11 protein-coding genes are annotated in these 24,105 nt (G+C 49.4%); all 11 read right to left on the reverse strand.

Features of this window, described 5'->3' with window-relative positions; genetic code table 11:
• Window positions 1-85: 85 nt before the first annotated feature.
• The 11 genes from VK694_07265 to ftsA all read right to left on the reverse strand — a co-directional run bounded on the left by VK694_07265 (window position 86) and on the right by ftsA (window position 24,097).
• A complete protein-coding gene (locus tag VK694_07265) occupies window positions 86-5,761 on the reverse strand; it encodes a carbohydrate binding domain-containing protein (protein ID HTE58517.1) in 5,676 nt (1,891 codons plus the stop codon).
• Window positions 5,762-6,116: 355 nt separating this feature from the next.
• On the reverse strand, window positions 6,117-6,719 hold the full coding sequence (locus VK694_07270) for a hypothetical protein (GenBank protein HTE58518.1): 603 nt from the start codon (window positions 6,717-6,719) through the stop codon (window positions 6,117-6,119).
• Between the two features lie 15 nt (window positions 6,720-6,734).
• Entirely contained in the window at window positions 6,735-12,839 is a 6,105-nt protein-coding gene (locus VK694_07275; protein ID HTE58519.1) for a hypothetical protein, read from the reverse strand.
• A 112-nt stretch (window positions 12,840-12,951) separates the two neighbouring features.
• Window positions 12,952-13,785: a hypothetical protein gene (locus VK694_07280; GenBank protein ID HTE58520.1), complete on the reverse strand. Its 834-nt coding sequence runs from the start codon at window positions 13,783-13,785 to the stop codon at window positions 12,952-12,954.
• Between the two features lie 102 nt (window positions 13,786-13,887).
• Window positions 13,888-14,196, reverse strand: coding sequence for a 50S ribosomal protein L21 (gene rplU, locus VK694_07285; GenBank protein ID HTE58521.1), 309 nt, complete (start codon window positions 14,194-14,196; stop codon window positions 13,888-13,890).
• A gap of 69 nt (window positions 14,197-14,265) precedes the next feature.
• The gene (gene ileS, locus VK694_07290) at window positions 14,266-17,154 is read right to left on the reverse strand and encodes an isoleucine--tRNA ligase (protein ID HTE58522.1); all 2,889 of its coding nucleotides are present in this window, start codon (window positions 17,152-17,154) and stop codon (window positions 14,266-14,268) included.
• A gap of 282 nt (window positions 17,155-17,436) precedes the next feature.
• Window positions 17,437-17,700 (reverse strand): hypothetical protein, encoded by a 264-nt coding sequence (locus VK694_07295; protein ID HTE58523.1) that lies wholly within the window; start codon window positions 17,698-17,700, stop codon window positions 17,437-17,439.
• A 71-nt stretch (window positions 17,701-17,771) separates the two neighbouring features.
• A complete protein-coding gene (locus tag VK694_07300; GenBank protein HTE58524.1) occupies window positions 17,772-20,561 on the reverse strand; it encodes a vitamin B12-dependent ribonucleotide reductase in 2,790 nt (929 codons plus the stop codon).
• 180 nt (window positions 20,562-20,741) lie between these two features.
• Window positions 20,742-21,215 carry a transcriptional regulator NrdR gene (nrdR, locus tag VK694_07305; protein HTE58525.1) on the reverse strand — a complete coding sequence of 158 codons (474 nt, stop codon included), beginning with the start codon at window positions 21,213-21,215 and terminating at the stop codon, window positions 20,742-20,744.
• Window positions 21,216-21,454: 239 nt separating this feature from the next.
• Entirely contained in the window at window positions 21,455-22,780 is a 1,326-nt protein-coding gene (gene ftsZ / locus VK694_07310) for a cell division protein FtsZ (protein HTE58526.1), read from the reverse strand.
• Window positions 22,781-22,858: 78 nt separating this feature from the next.
• A complete protein-coding gene (gene ftsA, locus VK694_07315) occupies window positions 22,859-24,097 on the reverse strand; it encodes a cell division protein FtsA (protein HTE58527.1) in 1,239 nt (412 codons plus the stop codon).
• Between the last annotated feature and the right edge of the window lie 8 nt (window positions 24,098-24,105).

Raw genomic sequence — 24,105 nt, forward strand, 5'->3', positions numbered from 1 at the left:
CCCTCTTGGAAACCCTTATTCCTAATGGTTATAATTGTACGCTAAACCACCCCTGATTTAAAGGAATAAGAATCTTTTGAACTAGCTACTGGTTGTAGTAGGTAAAGTCGAGATTCTCGATGTAGACATTGGCATTACTTTTGGCCATGGTGCTTACTTTAAAGATAACGTAGTCACCTCCAACCCAGCCGCATGTTGTCTCGCCAGCCCCCCCCAAAGTTGTCGTGTTCCAGGCGCTCGTCCCTGTCGTTACAGTGGTCGTACCACCGCACTGGCTAATAGAACCGCCAGATACATTCTTTCTGTACACCTCAAGGCTCGCCTGCGCGTTAGTGGCATGGTCTTTATATGCGGTAAGTCGAATAGTACTATCACTCGCAAATGTCTTGAAGGTTGTTGGTAGCTTGTACGTTACGTAGATACTATAAGTCTGATCGGTTGCCTGCGGACTTGTCCAACGGTAGTAGTTGCGCGCTTCACCAGAGGCACAGAAGCTAGTATTGGCGCTCAGGCCACCGCCATTACCGCAGAAGTCAGCCGTCATAGTACCGATGCCAGACCCGTTCAGTACGGCACCGGTATACTCTGGCGTCAGGGTAACGATGTTGTCTGGGGCCGAACCGCAAGCACCCCACCCATCAGATTCGTAACACTGGATACGTCCGGTTGTCGTGTCATAGTACATAGACCCAAGGTAGGTTGTATCACCATTCGCCACAGGTGGCGCCGTAGAACGATCAAGCGTGAAGAGCGTAACCTGACCACCGTTAATTCCGCCGCCAATCTGTACATTAGATGGTTGGGTGGTGCCGTCATTGCGCATAAAGCTAAGGTTATCAATCCAGAAAGTCCTACCAATTCCATCTGTTTGCCTGATGATGAGGTCGGGGTTTATTGCGGTTGTGCCATCAGTGGTAATCGTGCAAGTAATCTTTGTCCACACAGAGGTAGAGAGTGTCTGTGTGCTATAGCTCGTACATGGTTCCAGATCGGTCCCGCCATCTCGAGAGTATTGAACGTCTAGAGTCGTAAATGTTCCTGATGATAGTTTTGCCGTAAACGAAACTTGATAGGTAGTACCGGCTACAGGGTTTGCGCTCAAGTTGTTACGAACACCATGATTTGTAGTGGTGGTGACCACCTGCATGCCCGCCAAGCCGGTGACAAACTGGCCAGCAGTAGTCGTTCGCGTTACAGTGCCACCAGCCGGAGCAGCCGTCCAGTTTGTTCCAAAGGTACCCAAGGTCTCGGAACCACCGTTAGCCGCAAGTTCGGTACCAAAGTTATTAACACTGAAAAGGTTAGTTCCGATCGATGATTGTACCTCGAATATTCCACCGCTGATAGGACTCGTGGCATTGTTGCGTATCGTCAAGCCGTCAGCACTGCCCCCTGGAGCATTCAGCACCAGCTCGGCTCCACCCGCAGAGGTCAAAGTATTGTTGTAGGCAGACTGAAGGTCGGTGGAGCTTGAGGCGCCCGCAGCAGTCCAGTCTGAACCATTCCAGATCATAGTAGCGGTAGTATTGGGCTTCATAGCTATGGTATTGCCAGTACCCCCGCCGTTGACGGAGAGAGTGAAGTCATTTGCGCCCACATTCGTCACGTACATTATGCGGCCTGCCGTAGTTATGGTTGGGTCACCAAGCGTAGCTGTCAAACCTGGATTGGTCGCGTTTATTAATACCGCACCATTGCCGTCAACGTTAGCCTGGGTAACTGCACAGTTGCTCGAGCAGTTCTGTGCACTCGCAGTACTGATGGTTGGTGTATCTATTACAACGAGTCCTTTAACCCCTGTACCAAAGCCTGTGCCACCATTCAAAATCAAGTTACCGCCGTTAGCGTTGCCTACGGTTGCGTTGCCGCCCTGAAGCGTTAAGGCTCCGCCGGCGACAGCTGTGGTCGAGCTACCTGTACCGCGGATAGCAAACGCGTTAGGTGCAGCAGCAGTCACCCCGTTACCCATGTATAAATTATTACTCGTATCAAAGGTAGCACGAGTCGTACCGCCCGTATTAATGATCGCACCGCCCGTTCCGCCTTGAATAGTGGTAGCCGATGTCCCGGTAGTCGACCCAAGAGTTGTACTATGATCCGTGCCATTATTACCTATGCCGCAAGTACCCGTTCCGCAAATGATAGAGACCGACGTATTACCGGTATTGTTACCGATAGTAACCGACTTGGCATTTCCACCTGTACCTACGTTGACAGCCCCTGTCGTACCCGAGTCTAACGTCATGGCAGTTGTAGTTGCACTTGTTACCGACAGAGCCCCCACCGTATTGGTTATGGTACCACTCTGTACGTCAAGCGTACCGTCAAGCCGGGTTATTCCAGAATCCACCCAGATTGCGTTGGTACTGGCGCCCTGGATGTAAATGCCGTAATTACTAGTTGCACCCTTGGTCAGATCACCTATATGCAAACCGTATTGATTCGTAACCGTTCCAGCGCCAGCCACATTATCAACCTTGAAGCCGTAGCGATTTGACAGTATGGTGTTAGCGTTTACCGTACCAGAGCTTATTGCGCCATACACATTAGTTGCCGTGAGCGTTCCCGTACCAGATTTGCTGAGGGCAAATCCTGACTGGAGGCCCGTTATGCTTGCAATTGTAGAATTGAAGTTACCAGTGCCATTAACTGCCGGAGTCGATGAAAAGCTTGCGTGTCCACCACTGTCGGTTAAGATAGCGGCTGTCGTATTTATATTGCGTGTACTCCAATCACGGAACAGGAAGTCGGTTCCAAGTACCGATGCATCAACATTTATATTCATAGTCGAGCGAAAATCAAACGCGTAAAAACTACCAGGAGTACTCTTATTGATGGTACTTTCAACCTTAATCGCAGATTCCGCGTAATTGGTTAAGTCACGGGTGCTGGCGATAAGCTCCATCGAACCTAGGCTATCTATAGTTGCAAGATCACTCCCCCCTGAATCTGCGAGCCGCAACAGGGATTTTTTGTAAGTGAAGCTCGATCCACCACTCACATCAGGGTTAAAGTCAGCGGTCACTGTTAAGGATGTATTACTTGGTATGGTTAGAATCGTTCGAGCTTGGCCATTTGCAATGATAGTATCACCTATGGTGAGTTCGGTCGTGAAAGCGGTACCAGATCCCGTCACAGTAGTTGTAGCACCCGTACTGGTTATCGTACCAGTACCAGTGAGAGCAGTGTTCCGAGCATGAACGATGGCGTCAGTAGTTGCAGTACCGATCCCAACCTGATTCTTAGCAGTATTCACATATAGTGCATCAGTATCCACAGCCAAATTGCCCGCGAAAGTACTCGTGCCCGTTCCCTGCACCGTAAGGTTTCCGGTAAGAGTCGCGTTTCCACTTGTATCTAAGGTAAGTCGAGTGGTACCAGCAGTCTCGAAACTCAATGTCTGCCCAGCGCCATTCGTGCCAAGCACCGCATTGGCGCCAAAGTCGTTTCCACCCTGTACAAAGGCAGTAGCTGTTGTAGCAAATGTTGAATTACATGCAGCTAGTTGATTGGCGCTGTTGCGACACACTACACTGTTATTATCAGCCAGACCAGGAGCATTAAGGAAGACGCGTCCCAGACTGTCGACCCCGAATAGATCCCCATTACCCACAGTCAGTGCGTAGGTAGGGGTAGCATCACCGATTCCAAAATTGCCGTTACTATGGAACCGAGCCATCTCGCTACCATTCAAATCAAAGGCAATGCCACCAAGTGTTGATTCATTAAACGACTTTAGGGTAAGGAGCCTACTGGCAGCCAGCTGGCCACCATCAGTGCTACTGTTGTCAATATGGCCTACCTTGTAGTTACCGGCTATATTGACAAATGGCGCACTTGCCGCATCGTAATACAGGTTAATGGCACGGCTGCTGTTCCCATCTTTCACCCGTAGCCCAGCATCTATTCCATCGGCGTTTTGCACTAAGTGCAGCTTGGCACCTGGTGCATTTGTACCTATACCTACTCTTCGGTTAGAGGTACCGATAAACAAAACACTTTCACTGCCTACAAAGTCGAGGTTATTAGGAGTAGTAACCTGACTAGTGTGAATTGTTAAGGTATCGCCAGAAGCATCGCCAATAGTAGTATTACCCTGGATCGACATGTTTCCGGTTGCCGTGACCGCCCCTCCGTCGGCCACCGTAAATACGTTCGTGCCATTGTCTTGCAAGTTAAGAATATTCCCCGTACTGGTTGCGTTATTTACGGTCAGTGCCACACCCGACGATCCACCAGTTACGGTAGTCGAACCAGTACTACTAATAGCCAATCGAATATTGCCAGCTCCGCCCGTGACCAAGTTAAGCGCCTGAGCATCGGTCGTACCCAGTACAGCCGTGGCGCCAAAGGCATTACCGCCCTGAGTAAAGGCCGCACCGTTGCCAGTCGTATTACACACTGCCAACTGTTTCAAGCTATTGCGACACAGGTAAGTTACCGTATCAGTAGTCCCAAGTGTACCCACCTCCAGAGTGCCATCCAGCCTGGTGGCTCCGTCATCTACAAATAGCGCGTAGGTGTCAGCTCCTTGAATGTACACGCCGTAGTCGTTGGTTGCGGCAGAGGTCATATTCTCTACGTATAAACCGTACTGATTAGTAATGCTTGTCCCCGAACCAACAATACTATTAGAGGCCACTAGAGCTGCAGCCCTGTCTAATGTAAATGAGCCTGCACCCGTGGCAACCGAACCCACAACGCCAGCTAAGGACTTGTTAGTACCGCCCGCATTTACCGATATAGCACCACTGCGTATACCTGCACACTCGAAAGAGCTCGTGGTGGGGGTACAATTGTCCCCTGGCGCAAAGAGCTCTGCTACAATCAGTCCCTGCTGAGCACTAGGGGTAGCGAAATCTCCAATGGCAACGTGGCCATTGAAATCTCCATCACCAGCAACCTCGAGCATAACACCCGGGGTGACCGTTCCTATCCCCACTCGTCCATTCACCGCGTCAACAAAAAGCGTATTTGCATCAAAGGCCACGTCCCCATCACCTTGTATTTCTATTCTGTTAACATTGTTTGTCTCAAGAAAGAAACTCGTGTTGTCGTTTGTTCCAACGACAATCGGGCCAGCCTGACCACCGTTTAGAATATCGCCGTCCCCATACCCACAGTTACCACTGTCCAAACATACCTCCCCGGAAGCATCGGGCAGTGTAATCTGCGGACTATTCGCCAGGCTGCTAAACTTTAGTGTTCCCCTATTTGCTCCACTTGTCTGTGCAAGCTCACTAGCCTGGAAGGCATACGGAAGTGCCGTCAATCTGATACGCGGACTCATCTCACCATCCCAGGTAGGAGATCCCGCACCGCCGATATTCATAGTCAACCAGTGCTGCTCGTTCCACTTAATAGTAGACGGGAATCCAGTGACACTTCCCAGGTAAACACTCAAGTAGCCACTCTTGACCGTAACTTTGTTGCCACCCGTCCTGGTCTCTGTCCATAGACAGTTCGGATCGGGCGTACCGCTACCATAAGTACAAGCCCCTTGATCCTTGGGGCTGTTCGCATCAGTTGCGACATTATACAGTTTGAATTCAATGTTATAAGTTCCGTCTGGAACGATAGCCCCAGAGGAGCCCAGTAGTCGTGCTTGAAAGTTCAAAGTGGACGAGGGAGCGCCTTCAACAGAACCTTGGCGTTGCACCACGAATGGTACCGCCACGATGAGGGCGATTAGACCCAGTTTTAGGCTGTCCAGGAGTGCCGTCTTTAGACGCCCCTGTCCGTTTTTGTTTGATTTGAACATTTGTTTTTGGAGTTTTTTTTGTGTACCACAAACGGTTTGTATTTGTGGTTTGTATCCGGATCCTGTCGCGAGAAAGTTCCCCTTCCCAGGACCTAGTACAAGTATCCTCCTTTTTACCCCTGTTAGACAAGACGGTAATGAACAAAAAATAAACTCAGCTTTTAAAAAATGTAAGCAGCCTATCTGCAACTTTTGTTCAAATAGAATGTTGTAAATAATGTCCCTAAGTCAGAACCAATGTCGTGTATCTGGCTCGCAACATCTTTGATAGCCCAGAATTAGCCATCTCAGGTGTTGTAAGAATAAATACAATTCTTATTTTGGCTAGTGATGTTGCCTGAGTTATCCACAAGCACTATTGGAACTTGGCACTTGAAAAGATGGGCTCAAAGTAATGCTGGCTTAAGCTGTCATAATCCTCTGCCCGTGCTTGAGCCTTCATGTAGGCAACCGTGTCGCCATTCTTGAAGAGTAGTAAAAGCTGTTGCTTTACTTTGATTTGGGTCGAAGTATATTCAAAAACAACTCGCGTAGCCTGGATTCCGTTAATGGTTGTATCTTGTTGGGAAATTTGATGATATTCCGGATACTGCTTAGGAAGTTGCCTATTCACGTTGTCCATAACTGCGTCACGCAAAGACTGCTTAGTTACCGATGTAAGTTTCTTGAGCGAAGCTCCCTGCTCATACGAGGCACTAACCACAAACTCCTGCTGAGCTTGCAAGGGCTGCGTAAACTCCCACAGTTGTCCCGCCTTTTCGTCATCAGCGCTGTTAGGGACTGAATTAAGTGCTGCATCTCGCCGTACGACAAGTCCCACTTTATTATCGACAACCATCTGGTAGGTCATACTTTTAACATCTTTCTTGTCTAACCATCTCCGAGACAGCAAGGAACCGACTCCGATTGCCATGATCAATGCGCCAATAACCGCTATGCTAAGTTTTACCTTATTCATCACTGTCTTATTGTACTATGCGCACCCGCCAACACCAGAGTTGTTAGAGCGTGACAACTCAACCCAGCGCAAAATAGCAGCGTCTACATACAGCATACTTAAAGTGTCATACTGGCTCGCAGCACAAGCTCCCGCTAGCTCAGTTACCCCAGCAGTATCCGCAAAGTCCACAATATTGGCACTGACGTTCACTACATACACCGCCTGCCCACCCGCAACGGGGGCGGCCTCATCCATGGTAATGTCGCAGGTATCAGGATCGTTACAGGTAATTTCTACGTATGAGCTATTCGGGTTAAGTGTCAGTGCTGCTGGTGAAGCATCACCAGTACTTGCAATAGTTCGCGTATCTACACCTAGGACCAGTCTTTCTTCGATAAATATACCGTTAACCGTAGCTCGCAGCTGTGACTGTCCACCAGCCGCCAGGCGCAAGTCATCGGCTCCGCCCCGATAGACACCAGTATCAGCATCACTCAGGAAGGACAGGGCTGGTGTGCCAGCAGCTCCGTTAGACAACACCAACTGATTGTTTGTGTTAAAACGAGCGATTTCTGAACCACCAATGTCAAATGAAATGCCACCGAGACTAGATTCATTGAAGGACTTCAGTGTCAGGAGCCTACCAGCGTTCAACTGACCGCTTTGTGCCAGAGATGTAATGTGACCCATCTGATAAGTCCCGACGACGTCTATAAATGCCAGGGCGCCAGGGTTATTGTAGTAGATGTTTACTGCCGAATTACCACCGCTGTCTTTGACTCTGAGCCCTTCATTTATGCCGTCTGCCTTTTGCACTATATGCAGCCTGGCGCCAGGGCTAGTTGTACCGATTCCTATTTTTCGATCACAGGGGCTACCATTGGTAGTACAGAGGAACAAAAGGCTCTCACTTCGACCAAAGTCTAGATCATTGGGTATGCTGACCGTGGTGCCATTGATGGTAAGCGTATCAGTGTTAGCGTTGCCAATAGTAGAGTTGCCGTTTACCTGCAAGGTGCCTGTGAGTGTTGTATTCCCCGTTACGGCTAAGTTGCCCGTTGTGCCGGCATCCGTGACCGTCAGGAGATCATTGCCCGAGGTATCCTCAAACGTCCAAACAGTTGCAGACGATGAGAACTGGCGAATACCGTTTCCTAAGATAAAGTTAGAGTCAACATTGATAGCATTGAAGAAGTCAGAGTCAGATACATCAATCGCATCAGTAGTAGTATCCGTAGAGGCAGTTGTAAGGAGTAAGTAATCAGTAACTGAGTTGGCGGTGGTCTCGGCATTATCTATCACGAGCAACGCTTCAGTAGTGGCATTAGCCGCATCGTTGGCATTAGACACTACAATTCCCCGCTGTGTGCCCGAGCTCGTTTGGTTCGTTATAGTCAGGTTGAAAACATCAGCCGCGTTAGTGCCCGTTAGGGTGCTGCTGACCGCCAGATCCTCTGTGTTGGAGAGTGTCCAGGTATGATCAGCTGTCCAGCCAAAAGAGAAGTCTTGGTTAACACGAACCGCGTCACTGTTTAGTTCTAGTCCATTACCGGTATTGACGTCTAGCGCATTACTGTTTGCGACCAGCCCGTTACCGGCCAAGGCGCTCTCGACTATATCGAAAGTTATCGTATCAGTACCAGAGTTACCGGTAACGGTTAAGTTAGTACCGGTAACCGCCAGAGTTAACGTGTCCGTGCCACTTGCGGCCTGAGGGTTGGTGCCAGCCGGTACGCTAATAGTCTGGAACGAGTTAGTGCCACTACCAGCACAGTTAGCCAGTGTTAGTAAGCAGAACGTATCACTGGCGCTAACAGTCGTAGGAATAGCCAGGGCCGTATTAGTAGCCAAGGCGCTGCCAACCGATATAGTAGCCGTTTGTCCGTCACCGTCATGGAGTGTCAGGGTACCCTGCTGAATCGCAGACCCAATAGTAGTAGCTCCCGTAGCTCCCGCGATAGTAAAGTTGGTACCAATTATATCGTTAGCGCCAAATAAGAGTGCGTTCGTTATATCTATATCAGAGACATCGATAGCGTTAGTGATTCCACCAGCGGCCGATGTAACGATTATGGCACCACTGACGGCGGTATCAGAGTCGGCATTATCTAGGACAAGCAGACCATCTGTGACGCCACTACCTGCCGCATTTTGCAGGAGCGCAAGGTTCTGGGTGCCGCTACTTGTGTTGTTAGTAACGGCCATGTTCAGCACGCTTACACTCGTTGTGCCAGTTATTGTGCTGCCCACGCTCCAATTCTCGCTATCAGTCAGCACAACATCGACGTCGCTATTAAAGCTCGACTGAGCGTTAAAGACGGCCGCATCCTGCACAACGAATTCATCAGCGCCATCAATAATCACGTCACCCCCAGCAGCCGATGCGATTGTGACGCCTCCGGTACCCGTTATGTTGCCAATGTTAGTGAGGTTACCGGAGTTGTCTACGCGAGTGGTTGAGTTGGTCTGCAACACCCCTCCCGTTGTATTGATCGTGCCCGAGGCGGTTAGGGTCGTTACCCCAGAGATTGCGCCACCGGCATTGATACCAACAGCTGTTACCGCACCGCTGCTACTCACCTGGAAAGCGTCAGCGGTACCCACAAACAGTGTGCCAGCAAGGTCAGTATTGCCAGATACATTCAAGGCAGCTCCTACGGCTACAGTTGTGCCATTATCCGTAACGCTTGAGTTACCAACCGTACCGGTGCCCGTAAATTTGGTAAGGGTATTGTTGGTACCAGTACCAGTGATTCCGCCGCCAGAACCTGCACAGTTTCCGGTATTTAGACAAATGTCTGCGTTGCCCCCAACGTCAGGCAGGGTATATATCCGGTTACCAGCGAATGCACCGGTGGTGATTGTCGCAGTGTTGCTCGAACCGTCGTTCAGAATGAGCGATCCTACCTGAGAAGTAGTACCCACCGTTGCATCACCACCCTGGATGGTGATGTCACCCGTAGTACTCACATTTGTACCATCGTCTGTGAGGGTTGAGTCTCCGATTGTGCTGCCGGTTGATGTAAATTTAGCTACTCTATTATTTGTGCCCGAGCCCGTTACACCGCCGCCAGAACCTGCACAATTACCAAGTGTTACCAGACAGAACGTATCTGTTGCAGCAGAACTATTTGGTATTGTGTACGTGCGATCTGCTGTAGGATCTGCAACGGCTAGGGTGAACTCAAAGGCGTCATCAGTGCTTCCCTCAAACTCAAGGTTACCGTCGAATCGAGATATACCGCTGTCTACCCATAGAGCGTACGTATCAGCACCCTGTATCCAAACACCATAATCATTCGTTCCCTTTGTTTGGTTCTCTACCAAGACACCAACGTTTTCGCCCACAGCCGAGCCACCGCCAAGAACGCCCGCACCGGCAACTACTGCAACCGCTCGATCCAGAGTAAAGCCGGCTGCGGCCGTTGATACTGATGCAAACATCCCTGCCACACCGTCGTTTAGCCCAGTAGGGTTGTTCGCGGTAACGAGGATAAGGGAGCCGTAACATCCAAACCCGCCACAGACATACCCGCTATCAAAAGTTTCATTAATACCAACAACGGCGTTAGGACCGGCAGTACCCGTGCCTACACCCAGATGTCCAGTGATATTAGTGTTGTCCTGGAGCGCAATCGTACTACCAGCGTTCAGAATAATCTGGTCTGCACTCGTAAGTGTAATGTCGTTCCCTGCTCCAGTACTAGTTATAGATGCAGTCGAACCCTGGAGTAAGGCAGTCTGACCTGTAGCGCCAAGTGTCATAACTCCGCCAGGGGTAACAGTGAGCGCGCCTGTACTCGTAAGAAGAGGCGTGGTAACACTTGTGCTGAAAATAGGATTATCAACTGTCGCAATCGTGAAGTTTCCGCCAGCGCCGCCATCCGCCAAGGAAATATTAGTACCAGCGATTACGGCACGCTCATTGGTCAGAGTGGGATCCAGCGTCGTTACGAGATATGTAGCAGCATTTGGCGCACTTCCGCCAGCGCCAACACAGTTGCCTGTATTCAAGCACACCGTTCCTGTCTGGTTGGGGAACAAAATAGTCCTGTCGGCAGTAGGATCTACCACCCCAATGGTCGTTCCAAAAGTATCATTTGTCGCTCCCTCTATCTCAAGTGGAGTACCACCCTCCAACCAAACACCATTGTCAAACCGTGATAACCCACCGTCGATCCATATCCCATAGGTGCTTGCTGACTGCACATATATCCCAATGTTGGAACCAGCATTGTTCAGCGTATCTACATAGACGCCGTAAGAAACGCCTATAGAACCGCCTGCCTCGATGTTAGGCGTCTCTACAAAGAGACCTGTAGCGGCCGTAAGCGAACGACCCGCATCTACATTCACCGCGCCACGATAGGCGCTTAGCATACTTGGGTTAGTCGCACTACCCATTTCCGCCACTGACATTACACCAGCACAACCGTTGAGACAGTCTATACCACTATTAAAGGTATTGGTTACCAAAAGAGTCTTGGACGGATCAGCCGTGGCGTTAGATGCATACTCGGTTGTGCCGTTACCAATAGCTGCACGAGTATCAATATCTATGCTATTACTGGAATGCATGTAGCCTGTCAGATCCAGCGCATCAAACTGTACATCAGAGGTTGTGGCGATATCCTGGGGCGTTGAAAGTGTAATAAGGCCCGCACCACTCACAACATTAATCTGGTTAGCTGTTCCCTGAACAGTTATAGCTCCTGCCATAGCATTGAGGGTCGTCACCCCTCCACCACCAGGACATGCCTGCCAACTGGGGGCACCGACGTTGCTGATCAGACACAGGCCAGCACCACCCGAGACGACAGAGGTGATTGCGCTCGCGCCATTGCCAACCAGCACACCATTAGCAGTCAGTGAAGCCGCTCCGGTACCTCCGTTAGTAACAGTTAGTGTACCGGTAACCTCTGTGGCCAAGTTAACCAATCCAACGCTCAGTAAGCCGCCCGTTGAACGAACCACGCCGCTGCCAAGTCCAGAGACTGTCAAGGTGCCGCCAATTGTGGTGTCGCCACTTGGGGCTACAACAAGTCTGTCAACACCGCCAGACTGGAGTTGTATCAAGCTTCCACCACCAGTGTCATTGATAAATATAGAGGCATCTGCCGTACTGTCAGTCTGCGCTACGCCAGGCGCCAAGATGACAGGGGTCGCTCCTCCACCACCACAGTTTCCTTGGGTAGTACAAACTGTTTGGGTTGCCCCACCACCGCCAGGAAGTACAAATGTCCTGCCACCGTCTACAAGCACCACGTTGTCACCAGCAGCATCAATAGTGATGTCATTGCCAGCACCAGTTTGCCTAATAAAGTTACCCTTAATCTCTCCTGTGGCGTTGACAGTTAGGCTATTGAACTGCACATTGGCGTTGGCGTCTAGATCCTGAGGGGTAGTTATAGTTATATCACCGCCAGAGGTAGTGACTGCAATTCGATTTAGAGAACCCTGTATAGTAATCGCTCCTGTTTGGTCGTTCAGGTTGGTGACGCCTGCGCCCGGAATGACAAGTTGGTTGACCTGAGTCTGAAGTTGCGTAAACTGAGCCTGACTTGCGCTGCTACAGTTATTCGAATCTAAACAAATCGTGCCTGATGCATTCGGCATAGTAATTATTTGGTTTGCAGTAAGCTCAGTGCTCCTAAGCGTAGTAAAGAAATTGCCGGACCTAACCTTTATCACACCTCTGGTAATTATATCGCCGTTGACCAAAAGCGACGCTTCTGCCCCCTGAAGCTCCGAAGGGCTCAACCCGTTGACGGCATCAAACGAAACATCTTGGGTAGGCACCGACGACAAGGCATCGCGCTTTTCTGGACCTCTCCTAAACACCATGAATGCAACCGCCACAGTCGCTAATACCACTAGCGCAGTTATGACGAGAGACACCAGTGTGGCCCGGCGACGCGAAAATGGCACTGATCGATTGGTAGGAGCCGTAGAGCCTGCATCTAACCCACCACTTACCAGTGGTCTTTCACCCTCTGTATGGACTTCTAGCGATTCAATGGGAAATTCTTGGTGTGACGAATAGCTAGACACAGGCACGTTAGCGTCTGCACCCTCAAGAGATTCTGACTCGCCTTTTGGGCGTATCAGCTGAGTTGGAGGAAGTGATTTGTCTTCCATATTTGTATTTGAAAATTTTTGTTTGGATTACCCCTGTAATAATACAGGGACTCTTGAATATAAAGAGACTATCCCACCACAACTATAGGTGGCTTAAGCACAAATAACAACATTATATCCACAGGATTAGATAAATTGCCGCTAAGCCGACTAGGAGCACGACAACTGCGATCAAAATAACACGCACCATTTCCTTCTGAATTATCCTTCGAGCCATTGGATTGCGACCCAGAGCCACCAAGGCGCTCGATACGGCACCGTAGATAATACCCCCTTCGGCCACCAACACAGCCAGGAAGATAATAAGCGCGATAAGCACCCGAACCTCACCAATTTCCCTACCGGTAATAGCTCGTCCTAATCTTCGAAGCGAAGAGTCGGTTATACCCGCCTGCTGATTAGAGGCTGCCTTGTGGTCCAAATTAACCCGTAGCTTAGCAATCTTGACGTCCTTATGCCCGCCACCATCGGTAACAGATTTTGTCTCAGCGCTGCTGGCGTCAAAGTCCTCCAGTGCAATACCTACTACTACAGCCGGATTAATATCGGCCTTCATCAGAACACCTTTCAGCGGTGAAACTGTTAGTAAATTTCCAGACTTTATATCGCCGTTGATATCACTTGCGTAAGCATCAACCTCACCGGTAGTTTCTACGTATACCTGCTGCCCTCCTGAGCCTATCGTCACCAGCTCTTCGTCCGGATTAGTTGTAACGCCAATTATTCTAGATTCATTCTCTGATGAAGCACGTTCAACCTTTGGAGCATCAGGCGTACTGTGATCACTCAGACCCGCAGCCATACCAAGCTTCAGTTCGGGATCGGTAGTAATGTACCCCTTGGCAATCCCAAAAACCGGCACAGCAACACCGAATATCAGACCAATAAAAATAACCGAGATAAATTTCAGGCAGTAGGACTTTATAATCTGGTGGCGTATTTTCATAACCGTAAGCAACTTGCTGTAAAGTATGCGATTATTTAGGCCCAAACACAAGAGGTGCAAACTAAAAAAGCCCCCTGACCGGGGGCTTTTAGGCTATCTTTTTTAGGCTATCTTACTAACCTTGATAATCGTGTGGTGCTGTCGATGACCACGCAGTTTGTGGACACGTTTTTTTGCTTTGTATCGAATAGCTGTCACCTTATCTGCTTTTACGTCAGCATCGACGATATCAGCAGAAACTTTTGCCCCGCTAACCTCAGGCGTTCCAACAGTGGTTTTATCACCGTCGATCACAAGAAGGGGGACAAATGTAGCAGTTTTGCCTTCTTGTTTGAGTAGTTCAACTTCAAGAGTCTCACCTTCTGCGACTAGGTACTGCTTGCCACCTGTCGCAATTACAGCTTTTTTCATAGTTACTTTCTTCTTAGAAAAATAGTTACCGATGGATCTTAACAGATACAGATGGCTTTGTCAAAGGAGTTACGCTTGACGTGATAGCCTGATGACCAGCTCACTATCATTTATCTTGTTTGATGCTTCGTAGTCTCCGCTACCTTCTTTGGTTAGATGATTCGCCAGCGTTTCGGCCTTGATAGTATCGGTATGCTCATGAATAGCTTTCTCAAGTTCTTCGTCTTTCGTAGCCAGCACCAACGCAATTCTATCGTCCACATTCAGACCTGCTGCCTTACGCGCACTCTGCACATTGCGTACCACCTCGCGCATGAGGCCTTCACGCTTAAGAGTTGGCGTCATCTGCAAGTCCAATATGACCGTTACGTCATTTGTTTTATTGCACTCAATCTCCTTAACATTCAGTTCTTCCTTAATGATAGCCTCGTAGTCCTCGAGGTTATCCATGAAATAGGCTGGCGCACTGCCAAAGGAGACTTTAGCCAAAGGCTGTCTGACTTTTATGCCCTCCTTAGCTCGCACAGAAAGACCAGTATTGATAACTTCGCGGGTAAACCGCATGTTATCAACTACAACCTCGTTAACATGCCCTACCTCTGGCCAGTCCGCTAAGTGCACCGATTCACCACCCGTAAGCTTCTGGTACAACTCTTCGGCAAGGAAAGGTGTGAAAGGAGCCATGACATGCGCCAGCTGCATCAGAACGTAATGGAGGGTTTTGTATGCATCGTTCTTGTCGTCACTGTCGCCGCTCTTCCAGAAGCGTCGACGAGAGCGACGAACATACCAGTTAGAGGCGTCTTCGATGAAAGGCAGAATCGGCTTCGTGGCGTTCGGGAGGTCATACTTATCCATATGCTGTTCAACTTCATGAATCAGCTGGTGCAGCCGAGATACAATCCATTGATCCAGTGGATTCTTGAGGTCGCTCGCCGGGTCTTGGCACGTGCCGTCCCACTCCCAGCCATCAACCTCGGCATACATAGTAAAGAAGTCATACATATTCCAAACCATACTCAGTTTGCGTGCCGTATCAGCCACTTCCTTATCCGTTAGCGCGAAGTCCTCAGCGTTAAGTATTGGCGAGCTAAGTAGTAAAAATCTCAACGAATCCGCACTATATGTATCCATCAGTACGTTGGGGTCAGTATAGTTTCCAAAGCTCTTACTCATCTTTCGACCATCGTTACCGGCAAGCGTACCCGTGACGATCACATTCTTGAAAGAGTTCTTGCCAAACAACCCCACACTCACTGCATGAAGGTAGTAAAACCAGGCCCGAACCTGACCCACATACTCTACGATATAATCTCCGGGGAAATTTTGTTCAAACTTCTCTTGGTTCTCGAATGGGTAGTGGAACTGCGCAAAGGGCATAGATCCGCTCTCGAACCAACAGTCCAACACCTTATCTATGCGTTTGTATTCAACGCCGTCCAGCCTGAAGGTCACGTCATCAACCCATGGTCGGTGATAGTCTTCAAGCTCTATCCCTGATAGGTCTTTGAGCTCTTGATAGCTTCCGACCACCTTGATGTGTTCTTTGCCATCCTTGTCCGTGCCTTTCCAGACCGGCATAGCCGTAGCCCAAAAGCGGTCACGGCTCAGGTTCCAGTCCGGAGCACTCTGAACAGTTTTTGCGAAGCGTCCGTTCTTGATATGTCCCGGGAACCAATTAATATCCCCATTCTGCTCAAGCATCCCTTCGCGCTGACCATTGATATCCATAAACCAACTTGGGTGCGCCCGGTACATCAGTCTGTTATGGCAGCGGTGGCAGTGAGGATAGCTATGGGTGACATATTCTATTTTCCACACCATGCCTCGAGCATGGAGTTCTTTAGCAATTGGCTTGTTCACTTCCCAGATATTTTCACCCTGCCACTCACCATCAACGTACAGGCCGTTATCATCAACGTTATTCACAAAGGGAAATCCCTTCTCCTTTGCCAGGTGATAATCTTCTTCACCAAACGCGGGTGCCAGGTGAACAATACCCGTGCCCTCTTTGAGTGATACATAGTCTGCATGCCAGACCCGATGAGCCTTGTCGCCACGATCTTCAAAAAGTGGCTCATAAGACTTGCCAACCAAGTCCTTGCCCTTGAGGGTACGTAGTAACTTATACGACAATACTTGATGTTTCTCATCTGTTAGGACTTTGCCTAGCAGATCCTTGGCGAGGATCAGTTTCTGACCGTCCACCTCGATTTCGGCGTATAGCTCTTCTTGATTAACGGCAACAGCCGTATTGGCCGGCAGAGTCCAAGGGGTAGTTGTCCAGGCTAGCAAGGACGTACCCTCATCTTTCAGTTTGAACTTTACAAAGACCGAAGGATCAGTCACGTCCTGATAGCTATTGTCCATAGCAACCTCAGCCTTAGAGATAGGCGTAGCATCGCGCGTACAGTAAAGCAGTACCTTTTCTCCTTCATAGATCTTACCGGCGTCATACAGCTCCTTAAAAGCCCACCAGACTGATTCCATGTAGTCTTTATCCATGGTTTTGTAGGCACCCCTGAAGTCTACCCAGCGACCAACGCGATCAATAGTGTCCTCCCAGAGGTTGCCAGTCTGAACCATGTTTGCCCGACAGGTAGTGATGTACTCTTCCAGACTCACCTTTGTACCGATGTCTCGCTTGTCTTTGATACCAAGTTTTTTCTCAGTAAAGACTTCTGCCGGTAGGCCATGGCAATCCCAACCCCAAACACGCTCCACTCGTTTGCCTTTCATCGTCCAGTAGCGTGGCACTGCGTCTTTGGCGATAGAGCTCAGGAGCGTTCCATGGTGTGGTTCTCCGGTGATAAAGGGAGGACCATCGTAGAACACATACGAGTTTTCTTTTGGTCGGTTTTCTACCGACTTCTCAAAGGTCTTATGTTCTTTCCAGTATTTGACGAGATCTTTTTCGTACTCGAGTGGCTTGCGTCTGGTGCCTTGTTTAAACTTCATGATATTTGCTCCTTAGATATAAAAAATCATCTCTCTTGAATATCAGAACCCCTTTAGGGGTGGTACCATCTGATTTCCAAAAGAGATGACTCTTTTAGCACTTACTTATCGCTGTTACGGGCTGCCCGACAGGTTCTACTTATTCCGAGCCCATTGAAGGATTTGCTCAAAACTTTCTTCCCGTAGCTCGTGGTTGATAGCCACTTTTCTAGCTGTGCTAGATCGCCTTTTCCAAATTGTTACAGGGGTAATTGTAGCGCATACAACACCTCTTACGCAAGTTTACGAGTTTGCGTATCCGGCTACTTCATCCATGAGGGGTAGCGAGGGTCCTGGCCACACCTTGGCCAACTCACCGTCGTCCCTTACCGCCAATAGCGACGGATACTGAACAATGTCGTATAACCTTGCCATGTCCGATCCATCCCTTGTCTCAAGATCCTTGAGCTCTATTACCTTGCCACGCTGCGACTCAAAGTCATGGGCGTACTCTTCCATCTGGCGCGCAAACTCGCCTTTTGAATGGTACAAGATGATCAATTTCATGCCACTAGTCTACCATAAGCAAAATAAAAGAGAGGTGCATCACCTCTCTTTTATTGTTCCTCGACTAGGGCCTAGGAGCAGCCTGTTGTACTGCCGCAACTCGTACAGACATAGCAGCTTCCTGCCTTCTGCGTCTGGTTGCCACAGTTGTAGCACATGGGCGCAGCGTCATCCTGGTGACCTGTACCGCTGTCAGCCACCGCTTGGCGGGCGGCTTGTATAGGTTGGGGTCGTATGGCCATGATTGGCTCCGGCTGGATCTCTACCGCTACTGCCTCATCCGCCCTTGGCGTTCCTACCTCAAGCAAACTTACTTGCTCCTCGGGCATATCGTCCATAGACGCCAGTCCCAGTTCAAGCCTATCGTCAAACGACAAGTAGCTCAGGGCTAGGCGCCGGAATATGTAGTCAATGATCGAAGATGCGGTACGAATCTCTGGGTCATCAGTTATGCCGGCAGGGGCAAAGCTGGTACTCGTAAGTGATCTCACATATGTCTTAAGCGGCACACCATACTGCAGGCCATGACTGACCGATATCGCAAAGGAATCCATGATACCTAATAGCGTTGAACCGTGCTTTGCAAAGTGTATGAAGACCTCGCCTGGAGTACCATCCTCGTACTCACCAACTGTTACATAGCCGTGACTGCTTGCAACGGTAAAAGAGAAGGTCTTTGAAGCGCGCACTCTTGGCAGCTCACGACGCACTGCGCCCTTGACTATGATTCGGTCACTGAGCACCTCCGCCAAAGATACTGGCTCGTCCTTTTTAGTACCCTCTTTCTTCGCCATAGAGAGTGGTTGCGCAACCTTACAGTTATCGCGGTAGATCGCAACTGCCTTGAGGCCTAGCCTCCAAGATTCCATGTGCAGCTTCTCAACCTCTTCTACAGTGGCTTCTTCGGGCATGTTAACTGTCTTACTAATTGCGCCAGACAGGAATGGTTGTACTGCTGACATCATCTTCACGTGGCCCATGTAGTGGATAGGGTTATCACCCATAGAGCAAGCAAACACATCTTTGTGCTCTTCCTTGAGGTGTGGAGCGCCTATTATTGTTTTCTCTACATCAATATAGCTGATGATATCGTCAACTTCGGACTTGCTGTAGCCGAGTACTTTTAGTGCACGTGGCACTGTCTGGTTGACGATACTCATCGTGCCGCCACCTACCAGCTTCTTGTGCTTAACAAGACCAAGGTCTGGCTCGATACCAGTTGTATCACAGTCCATCATGAGTCCAATCGTTCCCGTGGGAGCCAGCACACTTGCTTGCGCATTTCGTACACCGTGGAGCTCACCTAGCTCAACAGCTTCATCCCAGGCGCTGGCGGCAGCACTCAGTAGTTCCTCGGAAACCAGGCTGGCGTCAATCTTTGAGACTTCCTCACGATGCATACGGAGCACGTGGAGCATTCCCTCGCGATCTTTATGGAATCCAGCAAATGGACCGACCCGATTAGCAATCTTTGCGCTCGTGGCATACGCCTGGCCGGTCATAAGGGCCGTTATAGCCGCAGCCTGAGCTCGACCCTCATCAGAGTCATAGGGCAGGCCTTGAGCCATCAGAAGGGCTCCTAAGTTCGCATAGCCAAGCCCTAGCTCACGATAAGCTCTGGCATTCTTATTGATGCTCTCTGTTGGATACTCACTGTAACCAACCAATATTTCTTGGGCGGTAAAAATAAGTTCTACCGTATGAATGAAAGACTTGATATCAAAACTTCCGTCGTCATTCAGATACCTCAAGAGGTTGATAGATGCCAGGTTACACGCAGAGTTATCCAGGTGCATATATTCACTGCACGGGTTACTGCCATTAATGCGTCCAGCGTTCGGCGTGGTGTGCCACTTGTTGATAGTCGTGTCGAATTGCATGCCAGGATCGGCACATTCCCAGGCAGATTCAGAGATTTGCCGGAAAAGATCACGAGCCTTTACGGTCCTCACTGTCTTGCCGGTAGTCACTGCCTTCAGGTCCCAGTCCTTATCGTTCTCGACTGCTCGCATAAACTCATCAGTGACCCGAACAGAGTTATTGGCATTTTGGTATTGGACAGAGAATGAGTCTCTACCGTCCAGGTCCATATCGAATCCAGCGTCTCTCAGTACACGAGCTTTACGCTCCTCTATTGCCTTGGCCCAAATAAACTCCACAATGTCCGGATGATCAGCATTCAAGATAACCATCTTAGCCGCACGACGAGTCTTGCCGCCACTCTTAATAGCACCAGCAGATGCATCAGCACCCCGCATAAAACTCATGGGGCCAGAGGCAGTACCAGCACTCTTGCCGAGTTCTTCGGCCGACGACCGGATAGAGCTAAGATTGATGCCTGATCCCGAGCCACCCTTGAAGATCATTCCCTCTTCTTTGTACCAATTCAGAATGGCGGGCATAGTATCTTCAACGGCCAAGATGAAACAAGCACTTGCCTGCTGAGCACGCTCAGGTACGCCTATATTGAACCAGACCGGAGAGTTAAAAGCCGCGCGTTGAGTGGCCAAGATATATTTAAGCTCCTCACGGTAGTCTTCTGCCTCGGCGTCCGACTCAAAGTAACCCTCTTGCATACCCTGCCGAGTCACCGTATCTACTACACGATCGATTAAGTCCTTTAGGGACTTTTCTCGTCCATCAGTACCCGGAGTACCGGTAAAATATTTTTGGGCAACGATGTTGATAGCGTTCAGGGACCATCCCTCGGGGAAATCAACGTCCTTTTGCTCAAAGACAGGCTTGCCCGTCATTGGATTCATAATAACCGAATCGCGCTTAACCCATTTGAGCTGATCGTATCCCTTGCTCTTAGGGGGCGTCAATAAGCGCCTCCGACCTAATATTGCTATCTGTGCCATACACCTACCCTCACTTTTACGCGGCCCCAAGAATATGCCGTTCTCTCGGCCACCCATTGTTATATTTTTATTAAGGTTTTTGTTAGAGTCGTCTCTCGCCTCTACGTTGCTCTCAAACGTCGATTCGATTGATGCTCCCCCCAAAGCCTATGGAGCAGGCTCTAGGGGGAGCCGTCAAGGTTATGCCTTGACAGAACCGACCTTGCGCTCGCGGATTTGCAGAAGTTCTTTCTCAAATCCGGCGATATCTTTGAAGCGACGATATACACTTGCGAACCGCACATAGGCTACCTCGTTAAGGGGTGCGAGTCGCTCCATCACCATGTCACCTATTTTTGTACTTGGCATCTCCTGCTCTCCACATGCGTATATATGCTGTTCGATATCTGCTACCAAACGCTCGAGCTGCAAACTCGTTACAGGAGTTTTCTCGGAAGCCCTATACAACCCAGCAAGTAACTTGTCACGATTAAAGAGTTCACGAGTTCCGTTAGTCTTTACTACTATTATCTGAGGACGCTCCAGTCGCTCATAGGTAGTAAATCTATACTGACAGTTTGTGCAAACTCTTCGCCGACGGATGGCCTCACCATCTGATACGTCACGAGATTCAATTACCTTTGTCTCCGTTTGCTGGCATTGGCTGCATTTCATATATTTGCATACCTCCTTGCTTACTCTACAACCGTGGAGATCCAGAGACAGCCAGCTCATGCTTGCTTTTAAAACAATGTATTTGTTTTGGCCCTCAATCATCCGAACGTTCATAGATGTGTAAAACATTTATTCATCTGAACGTACGACCACTGTATATTTCATCCTATATATAGTGTCTATACTGTATAGATTAACTCTACCTATAGCGTTTTGCAAGCAAAAATTTGGTGTATTATTTACGCTTTTTTATCACTGTTAACAGGGGTGGAATCTTCATCCTGGCCCTCTTGTCGACGCTTCTTCAATCTGCGCAAGAAAGAGGGCTTCTCTAGCTCCTCTTCTTCATTCGAACCCACAAAGGCCTGAGACTTCGATGACGCATCTTGTGCAGCTACCTCGTTGGTTTCAACTTCTTTTGTATCCTGATCAAGTGTCCAGATATTAGGCATAGGTTTTTCATTCTGGAAAGCTTCCTCCGCCTTGGAGGGCTCGTCCAGGTCCATATCAATATCTTTGATGACAGTATCATCTGACCTGGGCGGGTCAACAGACGTTGTCATACCGCTAGAAGAAGATGGATCAGATGAAGCGGAGCGATTTGTAAAGTAGGCGGCATCAAAGCCCGTAGCCACAACAGTGATAATAAGCTCATTCTCTAGCTCGGGATTTATGGTGGCACCAAAAATGATATTGGCGTCCGGATCGGCAGCTGTAGTTATAGTCTCTGCAGCTGTGTTAATTTCATGCATGGACATGTCCATGCCACCAATAACGTTGAACAAAATACCACGGGCACCATCAATTGACACCTCCAGTAGCGGCGATTCAACAGCCTGCTGGGCAGCCTTGATGGCTCGATCTTCGCCACTTGCACGACCTATACCCATAAGGGCAGAGCCAGCATTCTTCATGACCGCTTTTACATCGGCAAAGTCTAGGTTGATCAGCCCATGAACCGTAATAAGATCAGATATACCCTGCACACCCTGGCGAAGTACATCATCTGCTACCTTAAAAGCTTCGAGCAAGGGAGTCTGACGATCAATCGTCTGTAACAGACGATCATTAGGTATGACGATAAGGGTGTCTACGGCATCTTTCAGATTAGTTATGGCAGATTCTGCGTTACGTCGACGTTTGTCACCTTCGAAGGCAAAGGGTTTTGTTGCAAAACCAACAACGAGAGAGCCCGCTTCCTTGGCAACCTTGGCAACCACGTGCCCCGCACCACTGCCAGTTCCGCCCCCGGCACCAATGGTTATAAACACCATGTCAGCACCTTCAACGGCTTTTCTGATCTCTTCAATAGATTCTTCGGCAGCCTTTTGGCCCGTTGCTGGGTCGGCACCACCGCCCAAACCCCGAGTTGTCTCACTACCGATGTTAATTTTTTTCTGTGCCAGAGAGTGGTGCAAGGCCTGTGCGTCAGTGTTAATTACAATGAATTCAACACCATCAACGCCGGACTCTATCATCCGATTTATGGCTGCGCCACCGGCACCGCCCACACCTATTACTTTAATGCGTGCGAAAGTCTCTATAGCTGGTGCAACTTGTGGCATCTAAGGATATCCTCTCTGTCGTTATAGCAAGGAGTATATCATATGAGACCAAACCCTTGCAGACCCCTAGGCGAGGTTCTACTTCCTGGACCTCATTCGTTTTAGAAGCCCGTCAATGAGCCCAAAGGCACTCGTGTTGGGCTGGCTGGCAGCGGACTTGTCTTGGTCGGGAACAAGCAGCATATCAAGCAACATGAGCCCCACGGCGGACGCATACATAGGGTCCTGCACGATATCAACCAAGCCGCCCAGGGGCTGGAGCTCTCCAACTCGGGCAGCCAGCTGAAGCTTCTCTTTTGCAAAATCAGCAATACCAGGAAGCTTCGCTGTGCCGCCGACCAGTACGATTCCACCAGGGAGCTTACGGGAGCGCTGAATCTTCTTGAGTTCTTTGTCTACAAACTCAAATAACTCTTCCACGCGCGCTTCGGTAATCATTCGAACATCATCAATCTCAAACGTGTGTGACTTCTCGTTATGACGAACGGTCAAAGTCCCTTTCTTTTGGCTGGCTTCTAAGGTGGCGTGATTAATCTTTACCAGCTCAGCGACATCTAGATCGGTTCTAAGCCCGATTGCGAGGTCGTTGGTTATGTGTAGGCCTCCAATGGGAAGAACGGCGACATGCTGTACCTCTCCGTCTTCTATGACAACAATATTTGTTGTCCCGGCACCCATGTCGATAAGCAAGGTCCCGGACTCCTTCTGTTGTCTAGCCAGAACAGCCTCCGCGGCCGCAAGACTCGAGACCGTATGATTTGTAGCAGCAATTCGTGCCTTGTCTAGAACGATATCCAAGCTTTTCATACTGGGAGTCGACGCCGTTACGATATGCGTGTCTACCTCAAGCCTCACCCCTTGCATGCCCACCGGGTCTTTGATATTGTCTTGCCCATCAAGCCGATAATTTTTGGCAAATACCTGGATAATCTCTCTGTTAGCCGGAAGTTGAACAATGGTGGCTGCCTCTTCCACCCGAAAACGATCCTCAGGGGTAATCTCGCGGTTAGCCGCGCTGATAGCAATCACTCCCCTAGAATTCATACCCGTCACGTGCGATCCATTTACATTGACTGTTGCGCGCTCAATACGCACTCCAGATAATCTTTCCGCCTCGGTAACCGCCTGCACCACCGATTCAATAACATCATCAATATGTACAACTACACCCTTACGCATGCCAATATTAGCAGCGCTACCATGCCCGATTATGGAAGGGTGGCCGGGGTCATTAGGATCAACCATGCCAATAACGCAGCGAACAGAGCTCGTGCCAATATCGAGCCCAAAAAAGTGGCTTGGCGAAGATTCGCGCATGTTGGCAG

The sequence above is a fragment of the Verrucomicrobiia bacterium genome, from assembly GCA_035489575.1.
Classification (GTDB): domain Bacteria; phylum Patescibacteriota; class Saccharimonadia; order Saccharimonadales; family JAGQNK01; genus DATHJY01.